Origin of the sequence: Streptomyces atratus (genome assembly GCF_014648655.1) — a bacterium.
GTDB lineage: Bacteria > Actinomycetota > Actinomycetes > Streptomycetales > Streptomycetaceae > Streptomyces > Streptomyces atratus.
The window spans coordinates 1-15,534 of sequence record NZ_BMRN01000018.1 but is presented as its reverse complement, the minus strand read 5'-3'; the positions used below and the strand labels follow the sequence as shown (position 1 = coordinate 15,534).

The 15,534-nt window shown below is 69.9% G+C and carries 11 protein-coding genes and 4 pseudogenes; 7 read left to right on the top strand and 8 right to left on the bottom strand.

Annotation, left to right across the window (positions count from 1 at the left end; all coding sequences use genetic code 11):
- Positions 1 to 2 precede the first annotated feature (2 nt).
- The 3 genes and pseudogenes from IEZ15_RS25665 to IEZ15_RS25655 all read right to left on the bottom strand — a co-directional run.
- Positions 3 to 119 (bottom strand): annotated as a pseudogene (locus tag IEZ15_RS25665) (carbohydrate ABC transporter permease); the annotation flags it as partial.
- Positions 119 to 651: pseudogene (locus tag IEZ15_RS25660) on the bottom strand (extracellular solute-binding protein); the annotation flags it as partial. The pseudogenes IEZ15_RS25660 and IEZ15_RS25665, both read right to left, overlap by 1 nt.
- A gap of 210 nt (positions 652 to 861) precedes the next feature.
- Positions 862 to 2,034 carry a substrate-binding domain-containing protein gene (locus tag IEZ15_RS25655; protein WP_189279554.1) on the bottom strand — a complete coding sequence of 391 codons (1,173 nt, stop codon included), beginning with the start codon at positions 2,032 to 2,034 and terminating at the stop codon, positions 862 to 864.
- A gap of 416 nt (positions 2,035 to 2,450) precedes the next feature.
- On the opposite strand from IEZ15_RS25655, the gene IEZ15_RS25650 reads away from it, so the two are divergent.
- The 3 genes from IEZ15_RS25650 to IEZ15_RS25640 are packed head-to-tail and all read left to right on the top strand — an operon-like array spanning position 2,451 to position 7,091.
- Positions 2,451 to 5,018, top strand: a complete 2,568-nt coding sequence (locus tag IEZ15_RS25650) for a RiPP maturation radical SAM C-methyltransferase (protein WP_268250423.1) — start codon at positions 2,451 to 2,453, stop codon at positions 5,016 to 5,018.
- A 3-nt stretch (positions 5,019 to 5,021) separates the two neighbouring features.
- The gene (locus IEZ15_RS25645) at positions 5,022 to 6,293 is read left to right on the top strand and encodes an MFS transporter (RefSeq protein WP_189279552.1); all 1,272 of its coding nucleotides are present in this window, start codon (positions 5,022 to 5,024) and stop codon (positions 6,291 to 6,293) included.
- A gap of 24 nt (positions 6,294 to 6,317) precedes the next feature.
- Positions 6,318 to 7,091 carry a sulfite exporter TauE/SafE family protein gene (locus tag IEZ15_RS25640; RefSeq protein ID WP_189279551.1) on the top strand — a complete coding sequence of 258 codons (774 nt, stop codon included), beginning with the start codon at positions 6,318 to 6,320 and terminating at the stop codon, positions 7,089 to 7,091.
- A 106-nt stretch (positions 7,092 to 7,197) separates the two neighbouring features.
- Here IEZ15_RS25640 and IEZ15_RS25635 read toward each other — a convergent pair whose 3' ends face one another.
- Together IEZ15_RS25635 and IEZ15_RS25630 are read right to left on the bottom strand one after the other, a co-directional pair.
- Positions 7,198 to 8,727, bottom strand: a complete 1,530-nt coding sequence (locus tag IEZ15_RS25635; protein WP_189279550.1) for an amino acid permease — start codon at positions 8,725 to 8,727, stop codon at positions 7,198 to 7,200.
- A 90-nt stretch (positions 8,728 to 8,817) separates the two neighbouring features.
- Positions 8,818 to 9,825 carry a hypothetical protein gene (locus tag IEZ15_RS25630; RefSeq protein WP_189279549.1) on the bottom strand — a complete coding sequence of 336 codons (1,008 nt, stop codon included), beginning with the start codon at positions 9,823 to 9,825 and terminating at the stop codon, positions 8,818 to 8,820.
- A gap of 444 nt (positions 9,826 to 10,269) precedes the next feature.
- Between IEZ15_RS25630 and IEZ15_RS25625 the strand changes: the two genes are divergently transcribed.
- On the top strand, positions 10,270 to 11,703 hold the full coding sequence (locus IEZ15_RS25625; protein ID WP_189279548.1) for an FGGY family carbohydrate kinase: 1,434 nt from the start codon (positions 10,270 to 10,272) through the stop codon (positions 11,701 to 11,703).
- 39 nt (positions 11,704 to 11,742) lie between these two features.
- A pseudogene (locus IEZ15_RS45055) lies at positions 11,743 to 12,011 on the top strand (FAD-dependent oxidoreductase); the annotation flags it as partial.
- 309 nt (positions 12,012 to 12,320) lie between these two features.
- Here IEZ15_RS45055 and IEZ15_RS25615 read toward each other — a convergent pair.
- Positions 12,321 to 12,725, bottom strand: a complete 405-nt coding sequence (locus tag IEZ15_RS25615; RefSeq protein WP_189279546.1) for a hypothetical protein — start codon at positions 12,723 to 12,725, stop codon at positions 12,321 to 12,323.
- 80 nt (positions 12,726 to 12,805) lie between these two features.
- Between IEZ15_RS25615 and IEZ15_RS25610 the strand changes: the two genes are divergently transcribed.
- Positions 12,806 to 13,567 carry a cobalt-precorrin-6A reductase gene (locus tag IEZ15_RS25610; RefSeq protein ID WP_189279545.1) on the top strand — a complete coding sequence of 254 codons (762 nt, stop codon included), beginning with the start codon at positions 12,806 to 12,808 and terminating at the stop codon, positions 13,565 to 13,567.
- A gap of 1 nt (position 13,568) precedes the next feature.
- Here IEZ15_RS25610 and cobF read toward each other — a convergent pair whose 3' ends face one another.
- Together cobF and IEZ15_RS25600 are read right to left on the bottom strand one after the other, a co-directional pair.
- Positions 13,569 to 14,324, bottom strand: coding sequence for a precorrin-6A synthase (deacetylating) (gene cobF / locus IEZ15_RS25605; RefSeq protein ID WP_114247914.1), 756 nt, complete (start codon positions 14,322 to 14,324; stop codon positions 13,569 to 13,571).
- Positions 14,325 to 14,367: 43 nt separating this feature from the next.
- On the bottom strand, positions 14,368 to 14,886 hold the full coding sequence (locus IEZ15_RS25600) for a DUF309 domain-containing protein (RefSeq protein WP_189279544.1): 519 nt from the start codon (positions 14,884 to 14,886) through the stop codon (positions 14,368 to 14,370).
- A 108-nt stretch (positions 14,887 to 14,994) separates the two neighbouring features.
- Here IEZ15_RS25600 and IEZ15_RS25595 point away from each other — a divergent pair.
- Positions 14,995 to 15,432, top strand: a pseudogene (locus IEZ15_RS25595) (AAA family ATPase); the annotation flags it as partial.
- Positions 15,433 to 15,534: the final 102 nt, after the last annotated feature.

Below are 15,534 nucleotides of genomic sequence, written 5' to 3'. Positions count from 1 at the left end.
GGCTACTTGACGGCGCCCGCGGTGAGCCCCGACTTCCAGAACCGCTGGAGCAGGGCGAAGGCGAGGATCAGCGGCAGGACCGCGAGCAGCGAATCCGTGATCACGGCGGGGTAGTACTCACGGCGACGAGGCCCGGAGCGGCCGGATACTGGCTGCTGGTGCGGCTGGAGAGCCGGGCGCGCAGCGCGTCGGGGGTGGGACACCTGCGACTCGATGAACTCCAGGGCGGCCTCCGGGTGCTTGCTGTGGGAGGTGACCGCGAGGAGTGGACCCGCCGTGGGTGCCGAGCGCGGAATCGGACTCCTTCCACTGGGGCAGGGGTGCGATGGCCCACTTGCCCTTCTGCCCGGGCCGGGCGTTCATCTGCGCACCGGCGTCCCGGGCGCCGCTCAGCCGTACAAGGACCTGACCGTTGCTGACCTGGGCGTCGTACTGGCGGCTGTCGACCGCGTTCATGAAGACCAGGTCCTGGTCTATGAGCCGCTGCCAGTACGAAGCGACGCGGCGGCTGGGCTCGTCGGCGAGCGACACGTTCCAGGCGCCCGCCCGGGTGTCGTACCACTGGGCGCCGGCCTGCCGGGCGAACGCGGCGAACTGCGGGGCGCCGTCCGTGGCGAAGGTCGCCGGCCTGCGGCCGGGGGCCTTGCGGCGGCCCGATCCTGATGATCTGCTGCTGCCGCTGCAGGCGCTGAGCGCGCCTGTCAGAGGCAGGGCGGCGATCGTGGCGATCACGGATCGACGACTCTGTCGACCGGGCATGTGTGCCTCCCGCGGCTCCTGATTCGGGTCACGGGGAATCCTGATCGGCTGATCGGTAGCGGTCAATAGATCGCTCGGAAGAAAATCAAAGCGGTCAAACGCTCACTCGATGGGAGGGGTGAGGGCCTGCGCGGATCCACGCACCTTGAGCGTGGGCAGCAGCTCCGTCCGGCGTACCGGGCCGCTCGCGCCGACGGCCCCGGACAGCCGGTGGAGCAGCAGCTCGGCGGCGGCTCGCCCGATCTCCGCCTTCGGCGGCGCCACCGCTGTCAGGGGGGTGCTGCCGAGGGCCGCGACCACATCGTCGTACGCCACCACCGAGCAGTCCCGCGGCACCTCGACACCGCTCTCCGCCAGCCGCTGCACCAGCATCAACGCGTCCACATCGCCGTGCAGCACCGCTGCCGTGGCGCCCCGCTCCCGCAGCAGCGCGGCCAGGTCGAGAGCGGTGCAGTCCTCGGTCGCCGACGGGGCGGCTTCCGCGGCGGCGGCTCCCACCGCAGGAGAGTCGGGGCCGGGGCCGGGCACCGCCTGCGGAGAACTCAGCACCACCGACCAGTCCTCCAACTCCGGGCGGGCCGCGGCGATCTCGGTGAACGCGGCACGGATGCTGCGCGCAGTCGGGCTGTCGTCGCGAGCGGCCAGCACGATACGGCGATGTCCCAGTGACACCAGATGCTCCACGGCGAGATGCGTCCCGTACCAGTGATCGGAACAGACGGAGTCCAGGGCGTGCAGCGCGCTGCCCGGCCGGGGCCGCCGTTCCATCAGCACGGTCGGCACCCCCAGATCCGCGAGCCAGCCGTAGTCCAGCTCCTCCGAGCGGGTATTGCGCCAGCGCGGCGCGATCAGCAACCCCCGCGCCCCGTCCGCCAGTGCCCGCTCCACCAGCGGACGTTCGGCGCCGGCCGACTGGGGTGCGATGTGCAGGGCGATCCGTATCCCGGACTCCTCCAGGACGGTCCGGGCGCCGTGCAGGGTCTCGTACAGGTACGAATGCCGCTCCGGGACGACCAGGGCGACCGCCCCGCCGTCCCCGCCGGGCTCCTCGCCCCTCGGTGCCGGGACCGCGGCGGGCGGCTGCGCCTCCCGTACCGGCCGGGCCACCCCGTGCCCGCGCCGCAGCCGCCCGGCCCGCGTCAGCTCCTCGACGTCCCGCCGGATCGTGACCACCGAGACGTCGAGTTCGGCCGCGAGCATGCTGACCTTGACCGCGCCGCGCGACTCCACCACCGACAGGATTCGCTGCCGCCTGAGTTCAACCGGCTCCCGCATGCTGCTGGCCCCCTCGCCGTACCGCTGCGCGTTGTTCGTTTGAACGCTTCCTGTGAGCGCTTGGGTCGCAGCATAGCGATCGCCCCTCCGCTGTCCACGCGCGTGGACTGTCCCGTACGCCCCACCGCCCTCAGGAGGCACTCTTGCGGGCCTTGCACAACGGCACCTAACGTCAACGAACTTGAGGCCGGCAGTGGAAGGGAGGGACATATGGAGATCAAGAAAGTAGTGGTTCGCGAGGAAGAGGCGAAGAACCGCGAACGGCAGACGATCGAGAAACGTCCGACGCGCTGAGCCGGTACATTCCGACGCAATCGGCACGCAGTGCAATCGGCGTCCGAGGCAGCCGGTGCACAGGGGTCGGGCTTCACATACAAGGGCGGGCGTGGGGCGCGTCCCGGCGTCCGCCCCGCGCCATGGGAGGCGCAGTGCGAATTCATCTGGTAACCATGCCGTGGCAGCCGCTCGAACTCCCCTCGCTCCAAGTGGGACTGCTGCACTCACTGCTGCACCGCACCCGCCCGGACGACGAGGTGCGCGAGTTCCACGGTTCCTTGCGCTGGGCGGAATTCCTGCTCGAACGCTCGCAGGGAACGCTGCGACCCGGCGATCACGTCGCGGTGGGGAGCGAATCGATCTTCGACGGCCTCGGGGACTGGGTATTCTCCGGTGTCCTGTACAAGGATCCCGAATGGGGTGTGGCCCGGCTGAAGGACTATGCCTCGCGGCGCGGGATCGATATCGGCACGGCAACCGCGATGCGCACCCATGCGGCGGAATTCATCGACGAGAGCGCGAGCGTCGTTCTCGCCGACCTGCCCGACGTCGTGGGGTTCACCTCCACATTCATGCAGAACGTCTCATCGCTGGCGCTCGCCGCGGAACTCAAACGACGCCGCCCCGGACTGACCGTCGTATTCGGTGGCAGCAATTGCGACGGCCCGATGGGCCATGCCCTGCACCGTAATCATCGATTCGTCGATCACGTGGTGCGGGGCGAGGGGGAGTATGCCTTCCCCGCCCTTCTCGCCCATCTCGACGCGGGCACCGCGCCGGCCGATGTTCCCGGACTCTGCTGGTGGGACGGAAAGCAGTCACGGGCCAACGAGGAGTCCCGTCGCACGGTGGCGCCCGGCGACATCCCCTCACCCGACTACGACCTCTGGCAGGAGGCCCTCGACGCCTCCCCGCTCGCGGAGTACGTCCATCCGAAACTGGTGGTGGAGGGCGCCCGCGGCTGCTGGTGGGGCGAGAAGCACCACTGCACCTTCTGCGGGCTCAACGGATCGGCGATGGCCTTCCGCTCCAAGCCCGGCAGACATCTGTGGAACGAGGCCGACCGCCTCGTGCGACGCCATCGCATCCTGGACATCGTCACCGTCGACAACATCATCGACATGGCGTACTTCAAGGACTTTCTCCCGCTCGCCGCCGACAGCGGCTGGGACCTGCGCATGCACTACGAGGTCAAGTCCAACCTCACGTCCGAGCAACTGGAACTGCTGAGCCGGGCCGGCTCGTTCCACATCCAGCCGGGTATCGAATCCCTCAGCAACAAGGCTCTCGACCTCATGGACAAGGGCGTCAGCGGGGCCCGTAACATCCGTACGCTCCGCGAGTGCGAGAACCACTCGCTCACCTGCTCCTGGAACTACCTCTACGGGTTCCCGGGGGAGAGCGCCGAGGACTACGCCTCCGTCATCGATCAGATGCCCGCGCTCGTCCATCTCCAGCCGCCCGGCGGCGCCCATCGCATCCAACTGGAGCGGTTCAGCCCCAACTTCGCCAACCCGGCGCTCGGCTTCCAGCAACGACGGCCTGCCGAAATGTACCGCCATGTCTACGATCTGCCCCAGGAAGAACTGACCGATCTCGTCTATCTCTTTGACACCCCGCACGCCGGTATCGGCGGCGGGACCGAAGAGCGCCTGAAGACCGCAGCCCGTGCCTGGTACACCGGATACCCCACCTCGACCCTGGTCCTGGAACAGCCCGGCAGCCCGGACGGCGAAGACGTGCTCCTCGTCCACGACCGACGGCACGGCTGGCCGCGCCGCACCCACCGGCTGGCCGGCTGGCAGGCCGCCGCTCTGCGCCATCTGGAGGCGGGCCGCACCCGGCCCGCACTGCACCGGCTGCTCACCGCCGACGGAAACCCGCCGTCCGTCGAGGCGCTCGGCGAATGGCTCGACCACATGGTCTCCCTGGGACTCCTCTACGACGACGGACGGTCGTACGTGGCGCTGCCCACCTGGCACGTTCCGGTCCGCTCGGTCGAGCGCGCCCAGGAGCCGGACGTCCACACGGCCCAGCCCGACACGGCGCCGGAGGCCCGCTCGGTCGAGCGCACCCCGCTCCCGGGGGGAGAGGGTCGCCGGATGAGCCCTCTGCCCGCACCCCCGACCCGTTCCGCCCCCTCCCTGCCGACTCTGCATGTGCCGTACCGGATCGACGGACGGCTGGTGACGGTCGACGAACCGCTGCGGCTGGGCGCGGGCGGCCAACGGGCGGCGGCCGCGGCCCAGTTCCTGCGCGAGTGCCAGAGCCACGATCTCGTCGTGCACTGGACTCCGGCGACCGACGACCCCCTGTTCGCCGGCTCCACGAACGAGGTGTCCGCGACAGCCGGCCTGCTGCGCCACCTACCCGCCCCCGGCCCGCTGCCCGGCGAGCCGCCGGAACTGGCCGTCTGGCGCAACCGCCATGCCTACGGACAGCTCTACCACCGGCGCGGGCCGGACTTCGTGACGGTCATGGACCGCAGGGAGCCATCGGCCGCAGCCCGCTTCACGATCGAGGACCCCGATCTGCTGGCCACCTTCCTGACCGTCCAGGACGCCACTCCCGTGGCCGGCCTGAGCGCGATCGGCCGGGAAGCGGTGGACCTTCTGGCGGCGGAACGCCTCGCGTGGGTGACGGACGGCTGGGTGGTGGCCCTGCCACCGCGCATCCGCCGGTGGCCCGTCCCCTGCACAGACATCTGAACGATGGGGCCGCCGCCCGACCACCCTTCCTCTCCTCCTCGTACGGCTTCTGCCGGTGGCGGGAGCGACCACCCCGCGCACTCCCTGCTGCGCCACCGCCCGTTCGCGCTGCTCTGCGGAGAACAGATCGCCAGCTCGGTGGGGCGCCAGGTCACCACCCTGGCGCTCGCGCTGCTCGCGGTGACCCGGCTGGACGCGGGCCCGTTCGGCGCGTCCGCTCTGATGGCGCTGAGCTACCTCCCCGGAGCTCTCCTCAGCCCGTTCGCCGGTGTGCTGGTCGACCGGGCACGTCTGCGCGGCCTGACCGTGCGCCTCACCGTCCTGCAGGTGCTGGTTGTCGGTTCGGTACCTCTGGCGGACTTCTTCGGCCGCCTCAGCCTGCTCCAGCTGTACGCGGTGGCCACCGCGTCCGGCGCGCTGACCTCCATGCTCGCGGTCGCTCTGCAGGCGGCCCTGCCCCGGGTCGTGCATCCCGAGCAGCTGCTGTCCGCCAACTCCGCACTGACCGGGGCCCGCACCACCGGGCAGATCGGCGGACCGGCGCTGGGCGGAGTGCTGGTGGGTCTGGCCGGGGCCTCCACTGCGCTGCTGGCCGGCTGCGTGGCATACGGCGTCGAGGCGCTGCTGCTCCTCGCCCTCCCCGCCACGCTGAACACCCCGGCCGAGCGCAGCCGCCCCGAGGCGGGCTCCCGCACGGCCGCGCTGCGCGCCGGACTGGCCGTGGTGCGTGGGGAGAGACTGCTGCGCCGGCAGGTGCTCGCGGGGGCCGGATTCAATCTCGGCAGCGGAGCCGTGGACGCGCTCTTCGTGCTCTACGCCACCCGCGACCTCGCTCTTCCCGCCTGGCAGTTGGGGACGGTGTATGCCGCGTTCAGCGTCGCGACCGTCCTCGGGGTGCTGTTGGCCGGCCGGTGCGCCGCCACCATCGGACTGGCCCTGGCGACCCGGATCTGCGCGGTGGTGGCGGCCCTCGCCATCTTCCTGGTTCCGGCCGCCTCCCTGGGATCCGGCTTCCCGGCGCTGCTTTCGTACCAGTTCCTCTTCGGTCTTTCGGCCACGGTCTGGGCCATCTCCATGACCACCACCCAGCAACTGATCACACCGCCCGAGCTCCAAGGCCGGGTTGCCGGGGTTCTCCAGGCCGCACTCATCGGCACGGTGCCGATCGGCGCACTCGGCGGTGGCGCGCTCGCCGGCTGGCTGGGCAGCATCCCGGTACTCACGGGCGGGGCGACTGTGGCGCTCCTGGCTGCCGCCTGCCTCTGGCTCCCATAGGTGGGCCTACCATCTGTTCCTGGCATGGACACTCTCACACTCTGGCAACTGGTCGCGCTCGCCGCGGCATCCGCTCTCGTCGGCTTTTCGAAGTCGGCCGTAAGCGGCGCCAATACGATCAGTCTGGCGGTCTTCGCGGCCGTACTCCCGGCCCGCGAGTCCACCGGAGTACTGCTCCCGATTCTCATCGCAGGCGATGTGCTCGCCGTTCTCATCTACCGGCGGCACGCCCACTGGCCGACTCTGCTGCGGCTCTTCCCCGCCGTAGCCGCCGGCGTGGTGGCGGGAACGGCCTTCATGATGTGGGCCGACGACGCGGCCGTACGGACGTCGATCGGCGCGATCCTGCTGGTCATGGCAGGCATCACCATCTGGCGGCGGAGGCCCGCGGTCACGGGCCGGGAGGCCACGGAGGAGTCCGGCGCACCACCGATGCGAGGCGGCGGCAGGTTCAAGGCCCGCTCGTACGGGGTGCTCGGCGGTTTCACCACGATGGTCGCCAATGCGGGCGGCCCCGTCATGTCGCTCTATCTGCTCTCCGCCGGCTTCCGGAAGCTCGGCTTCCTGGGGACGTCGGCGTGGTTCTTCCTCATCGTCAACACGTCCAAGGTGCCGTTCAGCGTGGGCCTGGGCCTCATCGATGCACAGTCGCTGCTGCTGGACGCCTGCATGCTGCTGTTCGTCCTCCCCGGCGCCTACATCGGCCGCAAGTGCGTGGACCGCATCAACCAGAAGCTCTTCGAGCAACTGGTGATCGGCGCGACCGTCCTCGGCGGACTCCAACTGCTCCTGCGCTGACCGCACACAGCGTTCCGTACCGCCACCGCACACGCGCCTCAGCCCTCCCCGACAGCTGCTCGCTGCGACCGGGGAGGGCTGAGAACAAGGCGTGGACGGGACGGGGTCAGACGATGCCTTCCTCGATCTCCGCCTGCTCACGAGCGTTCCCGTACGCCGAAGGCGTGCTGTACGAACGGCGCGCGACGAACCACCACACGGTGGCCAGGACCAGCACCGCGACGAGCGCGATCGACGCGTAGTTCATCGAGTCGACCGTCACGGGGGACGACTGCGGGAGCAGGAACAGCACGGTCACGATGGCGACCCACACCACGGCGATCCAGCCGATCGGCTTGCTCCAGCGCCCCAGGTGCCAGGGACCGCGTTCGAACCGGTCGCCGGAGCGCAGCTTCAGGAAGATCGGGATCGCATAGGCGGGCGTGATGCCGATGACATTGATCGCGGTCACCGCGCCGTAGGCGGTGGCGGAGTACAGCGACGGCAGCGCGAGCACTCCGGCGATGACGACCGACAGCCACACCGCGTTGACGGGTGTCTGGGTGCGCGAGCTCACCTTGTGCCACAGCGCCGAGCCCGGCAGTGCGTTGTCACGGCTGAACGCGAACACCATCCGGCTGGCGGCGGCGACCTCGGCGTTGCCGCAGAACAGCTGCGCCGCGATCACGATCAAGAGCATGGCCGTGGCCCCGGAGGTGCCCAGCGCATCGATGAGGATCTGCGCCGGAGGCACCCCGGTTGCGCTGTTCTGGGTGCCCGCGTAGTCCTGGATCGCGAAGGTGAGCCCGGCAAGCAGTACGAAACCGGCGACCCAGGAGACCCAGATCGCGCGGACGATGCCCTTGGCGGCCGTCACGGAGGCGTTCGACGTCTCCTCCGAGAGGTGGGCGGAGGCGTCGTAGCCGCAGAAGGTGTATTGCGCGAGGAGCAGGCCGATCGCCGCTACATACAACGGGTTGTGCCAGCCCGTGTCATTCACGAACTCGGTGAAGACGAACGACGGCGACTGGTGGTGCGAGGGCACGATGGCCAGCACGGCGACGATCACCGCGACACCGACGAGATGCCACCACACACTGATGGAGTTGAGCACGCTGACGAGGCGGACACCGAAGAGATTCAACACAGCGTGCAGCAGCAGAATGCAGACAAAAATGATCATTGTCTTGCCCGGTGTGGGGGTGAATCCCCACTGCAGATTCATCAGCGCACCGGTGAACAGCGCGGCGCCATAGTCGATTCCCGCGATCGCACCGAGCAGCCCGAGCAGATTCAGCCAGCCGGTGTACCAGCCCCACTTGCGCCCGCCGAGCCGGTCGGCCATGTAGTACAGCGCTCCCGAGGTCGGGTAGGCGCTGGTCACCTCGGCGAGTGCCATGCCGACGCAGAGCACGAAAAGGCCGACACCGGCCCAGCCCCAGAGCATCACCGCCGGGCCACCGGTCGACATGCCGAAGCCGTACAGGGTCATGCAGCCGGACAGGATCGAGATGACGGAGAAGCTGATGGCGAAGTTGCCGAAGCCGCCCATGCGGCGGGCGAGCACCGGCTGATAGCCGAGTTCACGCAGTCGCTGCTCCTCGTCCACGGGTGGGGTGGTCTCCGCACCCGACTGGGTCGGGGTGGATATGGACATGGGAAGAACCTCCATGAGCGGGATGGGGAAGGGACGGAAGGGATCGGTTCGAACGGGGAGGGAGGCCGCGCGGCGTCACGGCGCCATGGCTCAGCCGTGCGGCCCCCGTCCGGGGTCGCCGGACACGGCGAGACAGCGGCTCCGGGCGCGCAGGAAAACCTCCTCCGCGCCTCCCGGGGCCTTGGGATCACGGGTGCGGTACACCCAGGGAACCGAGGTGAAATAGGGGCCGAGCTCCTGGAACACCGGTGCGGCGTCAGCGAATTGGAGTGCTCCCCACAGGGCGTGGGCCAGATGGTTGAGGTCGAGCAGGGAGTGGGAGATCGGGGCTGTGCGTCGGAACCAGAGCTCCAGGGCCCGGGCCGCGTCCCGCTCGGCATCCTCGGTGACCCAGTGGAGATCCAGGGCCTTCTCGTGACCGTGCTCACGACGATAGCGCTCGACCCGCACATACAGCGGCAGCACATGCAGCGCGGAGCCGTCGGGGGCGGAAGAGGCCGCCCACTGCACGAAGTTGACCGCTTCCGAGAGGGTTCCGCCGGCCTTTCGCGCGTACACGAACTGGAGCATCCGGTGGTAGGCCTCGCGGTTGTACGGATCGCGCTTGTCGGCCTCGGCCAGCAGCCCCCACGGGCCGGGGAAGAGCATAGGTCCCGGCGGATGCAGCCGGTGCTCTTCCAACTGCTGCCGCTCGTCGAGCTGGGACAGAGCCAGCAGGCACACCCATGGCACCGGGTCCGCGGGCGAGGTGTGCGCGGCAGTGCGGCAGGCTCCCCACGCTTCCTGCCACAGCTCCTGTGCACGGGGATGGCCTTCGCGGTGGGCCCGCACGGCCCGTTCCACGACGACCCGTGCGTGCATCACGGCAGCGGCGACACTTCGGGGCTCCTCGGCCAGCCAGGCCTGCACCGCATCGGAACCGGCGGCGATCGCCCCGAGTACCTGTGTGCGCTGGGTCCACAGGGTCCAGTCCGGCGTACTCTCCAGTAGATTCCGCATCGACAGCCAGCGTCCGGTGCGCAAATCCTGTAACGCGACACGCAATTCGTTGTCATGGCCGGCCGGGTGATAGACCGGCCGGAATTCACTGTTGGCCATGGACTCGTCCTGCCCCCGTTCGACGGGTCGGCATGCGACGGATGGGGGATCTCCTCAGCACGTCACGCAACCCGGCGATGGCATGGAACCCGCGCAGAAGCGGAAGGCCCGGGAGTCGAGATGTTGGTGCTCGGGGCGGAGTGTCGATCTCATCAATCCTCAAGGACGTGGGGGGGCAAAGCAGCTGTTGAAAAACGAACTGCTCGAAAGCGTCCGGTTGTTGCTCGGCGGTGAGTGTAAGGCCAGTTGCTCCGAACTCCGGACCGATTCGCGGATCTTACTCAAGTCATCTGATTCGTATGGACGTTGACCGGCATCCGGTCGTTCCGGGCATCAGGCCGTGCAGCCCTTGACGTACGCGGTGGTCTGCACCACTCTGGGCGTCGGAGATCAATGATCACGATTCCGTTCAAGCCACAGAGCTTCCGCACAGCTGGAGTGTCGATGACAGGCCCGGTACTCGCCGTGGACCAGGGCACATCGGGAACCAAGGCTCTGGTGGTCTGCCCCGAGCGTGGCGTGATCGGTTCCGGTTCGGCGCCGGTGCGGCCACGTCACGGCGCCGGGGGAGCGGTCGAGGTCGACCCCGCCGAACTGCTGGACTCGGTCGTCGACGCCGGGCGACGGGCGCTGCACGAAGCGGGTGAGCCGGTGGCGGCCGTGGGCCTCGCCAATCAGGGCGAGACGGTGCTCGCCTGGGATCCGGACACGGGGCGGCCGCTCACCGACGCGATCGTCTGGCAGGACCGCCGCTCCGTCCAACTGTGTGCCGAACTCGCTTCTCACGAAGATGAGTTGAAACAACTCACCGGACTGCCGCTCGATCCGTACTTCGCCGCACCCAAGATGGCCTGGATCCGCCGAGAGCTGACCCGTGAAGGCGTCGTCACCACCAGCGACTCCTGGCTCGTCCATCAGCTGACCGGGGCGTTCGTCACGGATGCGGCGACCGCAGGACGCACCCAACTGCTCGACCTCGACCGGGTCGGCTGGTCGCCCGCGGCCCTGGACATCTTCGGTCTCGGCGACGAACGCCTCCCGGCCGTCGTCGACTCCGACGGGACCGTCGGTACCACTGCCGCCTTCGGTGGTGAACTCCCGCTGACCGGACTACTCGTCGACCAGCAGGCCGCCCTGCTCGCCCAGAACGCCCTGGACCCGGGCAACGCCAAGTGCACCTATGGAACCGGTGCGTTCCTGCTCGCCCAGACCGGGCCCGCCCCGCGCCGCGGCTCCACCGGACTGGTCAGCTGTGTCGCCTGGCGGCTCGGCGGCCGTACGAGCTACTGCCTCGACGGACAGGTCTACACCGCCGCGTCCGCCGTCAACTGGCTCACCGACCTGGGGGTGATCTCCGGTGCGGTCGACCTCGACCCGGTCGGTGCCACCGTCCCCGACTCCGCCGGCGTCACGTTCGTTCCGGCGCTCGCCGGACTCGCCGCTCCGTGGTGGCGCGGCGATCTGCGCGGATCGGTGACCGGCCTCGGCCTCGACACCACCGCGGGCCACCTGGTGCGCGCCCTGTGCGAGGGCATCGCCGCGCAGGTCGTCGAACTCACCGAGGCGGTCGCGACCGACCTGGGCTCTCCGCTGACCTCGCTCCGCGTCGACGGTGGCCTGACCCGCTCCGCACTGCTCATGCAGACCCAGGCCGATCTGCTGCAACGACCCGTCGAGGTGTCCGCGCTGCCCGATGTCACCGCACTGGGCGTCGGAGCCGTCGCCCGCCTCGGCCTCGACCCCCGGCTTCCGCTCCGCCAGGCCGTGCCCGAATGGAAGCCCGCCGCCGTGTACGAGCCCCGGATCGGCGCCGACGAGGCGGCCGAACGCCTCGCGGGATTCCGTGCGGCCGTGCACAACCTGCTGGAACATGCCTGATACGTACGAGAGTCACGCGACGAACTGCACGACGGAGACCTGACGGCCGACCTGCCCGGCGAATCGGCGGACGAGCCGGCGGGCACGCAGGCATATGACGTGACCGTCGTCGGCGCAGGCGTCGTCGGCGCCGCGATTGCCCGCGAACTGGCCCGCTAGCGGCTGCGTACCGCCTTCGTCGAAGCCTCGGACGACATCGGCAACGGCACATCGAAGGCCAACACCGCCATCCTGCACACCGGTTTCGATGCCGTACCCGGCTCGCTGCAGCCCGGCTCGTGTGCGAGGGCCGGCACAGACTCCGTGCGTCGACGTTCTGGTCATCGGGGGCGGTCCGGCCGGTCTCGGCGCCGCGCGTCGATTCCCCGCTGCAGTGGATCGCACCGAACCTCATAGGTCCCGGAGACGACACCCCGCTCCGTGGCCGCTTCACCCTGCGCACCGGCCGGAGGCTGTCCTCGCCGCTGCTCGTCGTCCGCCAGGACGGCCGTGTCCTCCACCGGAAGCGACTGCTGCTGCCCGCCGCACCGGGCCGTCCGTTCCATCGCGCGCCGCCCGGTTCGACCGGGTCGATCCGCACGGCACGACCGTGCGGATCGCGGTGCACTGACCGTACGTCAGGGAATCAGCAGCCAGTCCGAACCGATAGCCGCCAGCAGACCGACGGCCAGCAGCCAACTGCCGAGCCGGGTACGGCCGTTCCTGCTGAGTTCGATCACGATCCCGCACAGGATCAGCGCCAGCCCGTACACCCCGACCACCAGCACGGACGACCGGCTGGCGATCCGCAGCGCGAGAACGACCGCCATCGCCGCCATGCCGACCGACGAGAGAACGATCCGCAGCCGTCTCGCCTGACGAGGTGTCAGACTCTGGTTCCCGGTCTCGGCAGCAGCCTCGGAAACGGCCTCGGAATCCGTCTCGGGAACGATCTCCGCAGCGGCCTCGGAATCGGGTTCCGAAACAGCCTCGGGACCGGCTATCGGGGTGTCCACGGCCTGGTCCTGGTCAGAAGTGCTCATGACGCCGGATCGTAATGGCTGCGGGCCGCCCTGTTCACCGCTCCGGGCGGAGGGCGGCGAAAGTGACGTAGGTTCGGTGCATGCCCGGCCATATCCTGATCCTCGGCGGTACGACCGAAGCCCGGCAGCTCGCCGCTGAGCTGACCGGGCCCGGCGGCGACGCGACGGTGCGCATCACCACGTCGCTGGCCGGCCGGGTCGCCCGGCCGCGGATGCCCGCCGGTGACGTACGCATCGGAGGCTTCGGCGGCCCCCAGGGGCTCGCCGACTGGCTGCGTACCCACAGTGTGGACACCGTCGTCGACGCCACCCACCCGTTCGCCGGCAACATCAGCGCCAACGCCGCCGCGGCCGCGAATGCCACCGGCACCGCACTGTTCGCGCTGCGTCGCCCCGGCTGGACGGCAGGCCCCGGTGACCACTGGCACACGGCCGACGACCTCGCGCACGCCGCCGCTCAACTGCCCGCCCTGGGCCGCCGGATCTTCCTCACCACCGGCCGCCTGGGCCTGGCCGCCTTCGCCGCCGCCCCGGGCGCGGACACGCTCCACTTCCTCGTACGGTCCGTGGAGCCCCCCGAGCCACCGCTGCCCCGCGACACCGACGTACTCCTCGACCGTGGCCCGTACACCGTCGAAGGAGAGACGGCGCTGCTGCGCGAGCGCGCCATCGACGTCCTCGTCACCAAGGACAGCGGCGGCTCCGCCACCGCGGCGAAACTCACCGCGGCCAGGAACCTCGGCCTGCCCGTGGTCGTGGTCCGCCGCCCGCCACCGCCCGAAGGCGTACCTGTCGTGCACGATGTGGCGTCGGCGCTCCAACTGCTGTGCCAGGAAGACTGATTCAGCCGCGGCGCAGCAGATACGTATCCATGATCCAGCCCTTGCGGGCGCGCGCCTCGGCCCGCAGCTCCTCGATCCGGTCCGACACCTCGGCGAGGTGCCCGGAGACCAGGATCTCGTCCTCGGTCCCCACGTACGCGCCCCAGTAGATGTAGAGGTCCTGGTCGAGATGGCGGGTGAACGCCTGCCGTGCGTCGAGCATCACCACCACGTCGTCGACCCCCTCGGGCCAGCCCTCGGCCAGCCGTCGGCCGGTCGTGATCTGCACCGGCCTCGCCACCCGGTTCAGCCCTGTCCGGTGCTTGGCCAGCAGCGCGGAGACACTGCTGATCCCGGGGACCACCTCGTGGTCGAAGGCGACCGAACCCCGGTCGAGGATCTCTTCGAGGATGCCGAGCGTGGAGTCGTACAGCGCGGGATCGCCCCACACCAGGAACGCCCCGCACTCGTCCGCACCGAGATCCTCCGCGATGAACCGCTCGTACAGATCCGCACGGCGCCTGCGCCAGTCGTCCACCGCGGGTGAGTAGTCCGACGTCCTGCGGTCCCGCTCCGGATCCCGTGCCTCGACGAGCCGGTACGAGGCGTTCTTCACATGCACATCGAGGATGTCCCGCCGCAGCCCGGTCAGATCGGACTTCTCCTCACCCTTGTCGAGGATGAAGAACGCATCCGCCCGGTTCAGCGCCTTGACGGCCTGGAGGGTCAGATGGTCGGGGTCGCCCGCGCCGATACCGATGACATAGATCTTTCTCACCGCACCGAGTCTGCCCCATGCCCCACCGTCCCGGGCGTCCGGGCTATCGGCCCCCGGGCCGCAGACACGGCGCCTCGCCGGCCGCGTCGACGGGCCGCACACGCGCCGCGTCCGCGCCGCAGGCCTTCTTCGCCTCCACCCGCCCCGCCAGCTCCTCGGCCCAGCCGATGAGCCCGTCGACCCCGATCCCGTGAGGGCGGGTGGCCTCGAACCCCGCGAGCGCCGCCGCGCCCCGTCGCAACAGCCGGGCCCCGCCCGTCGTATTGCCCCGTGCCGCGTGCGTCAGCCCCACGGCCAGCTGTGCAAGACCGCGCCACAACTCTCGTTCCGCCACCGGGCCCGACTTCCACGCATCCTCGAGCACCTCGTGCGCATGGAAGGGCATCCCCGCGTCCAGCAGCCGTTGCGCCTCACGCAGGGTCTCCTCGGGGGTACGGGTCACCCCCTCGGGCTGTCGATCCACTCCCGGTGCCCCGTACGGCAGGGGGCGGCCCAGCCCGTCACGGGGGCGCGCGTTGCGCGCGCGGCCCTCGGCGTCGCGGTCCCTGCGAGTCTCGTCCACCCCTCGATTGTGCCCCGCACCTGCGGCGAACTGTCCGAACCACTGTCGGTGGACCCTCGCGCACGACTAGTGTCGACAGTCATCCGCACCACTTTGGGGAGGGTAGGGATGAAGCAGGCCCGGCCGCTGTACGAGCGCGAACCGGAGCTCGCCGCTGCCGCACAAGCCGTGGACGCCCTCTGCGGCGCCCAGGCGGCAGGCCGGCTGCTGGTCTTCAGCGGCGAGGCAGGCATCGGCAAGACAGCACTGCTCGCCGAGATCCAGGCGATGGCCGCCGACCGCTGCACGGTCTGGTCCGCACGCGGCGGCGAAACGGTCACGTCCGTGCCGTTCCACGTCGTACGCCAGTTGCTGCAGCCCGCACTCGACCAGTTCCCGCCCGACGAGGTACGGGCCCTGTTCGGAGCCTGGTACGAGATTGCCGCGCCCGCACTCGGACTCGCCGAACCGAGCGGACCCCAGCCCGATCCGCAGGGTGTGCGGGACGGCCTCGACTGGGTCGTCTCCCGGCTCGCATCCCGGCTGAGCCACCGTCCGCTGGTGCTCGGGCGTTTCCCCTTGATCGTGGACACCCTGATCATTGGATCGTGAAGATCCATAGGACAGGAGTTCCCGTTGGGGACATCGAAGTACTCGCCTGAGTTCCGG

Bases quoted from the DNA above. Each gene is read 5' to 3' on its own strand.
- IEZ15_RS25610 (WP_189279545.1), top strand. From the start codon at position 12,806: ATGCCCGGCCATATCCTGATCCTCGGCGGTACGACCGAAGCCCGGCAG.
- IEZ15_RS25655 (WP_189279554.1), bottom strand. From the start codon at position 2,034: ATGCGGGAGCCGGTTGAACTCAGGCGGCAGCGAATCCTGTCGGTGGTG.
- IEZ15_RS25635 (WP_189279550.1), bottom strand. From the start codon at position 8,727: ATGTCCATATCCACCCCGACCCAGTCGGGTGCGGAGACCACCCCACCC.
- IEZ15_RS25625 (WP_189279548.1), top strand. From the start codon at position 10,270: ATGACAGGCCCGGTACTCGCCGTGGACCAGGGCACATCGGGAACCAAG.
- IEZ15_RS25650 (WP_268250423.1), top strand. From the start codon at position 2,451: ATGGGAGGCGCAGTGCGAATTCATCTGGTAACCATGCCGTGGCAGCCG.
- IEZ15_RS25640 (WP_189279551.1), top strand. From the start codon at position 6,318: ATGGACACTCTCACACTCTGGCAACTGGTCGCGCTCGCCGCGGCATCC.
- IEZ15_RS25630 (WP_189279549.1), bottom strand. From the start codon at position 9,825: ATGGCCAACAGTGAATTCCGGCCGGTCTATCACCCGGCCGGCCATGAC.
- IEZ15_RS25645 (WP_189279552.1), top strand. From the start codon at position 5,022: ATGGGGCCGCCGCCCGACCACCCTTCCTCTCCTCCTCGTACGGCTTCT.
- IEZ15_RS25615 (WP_189279546.1), bottom strand. From the start codon at position 12,725: ATGAGCACTTCTGACCAGGACCAGGCCGTGGACACCCCGATAGCCGGT.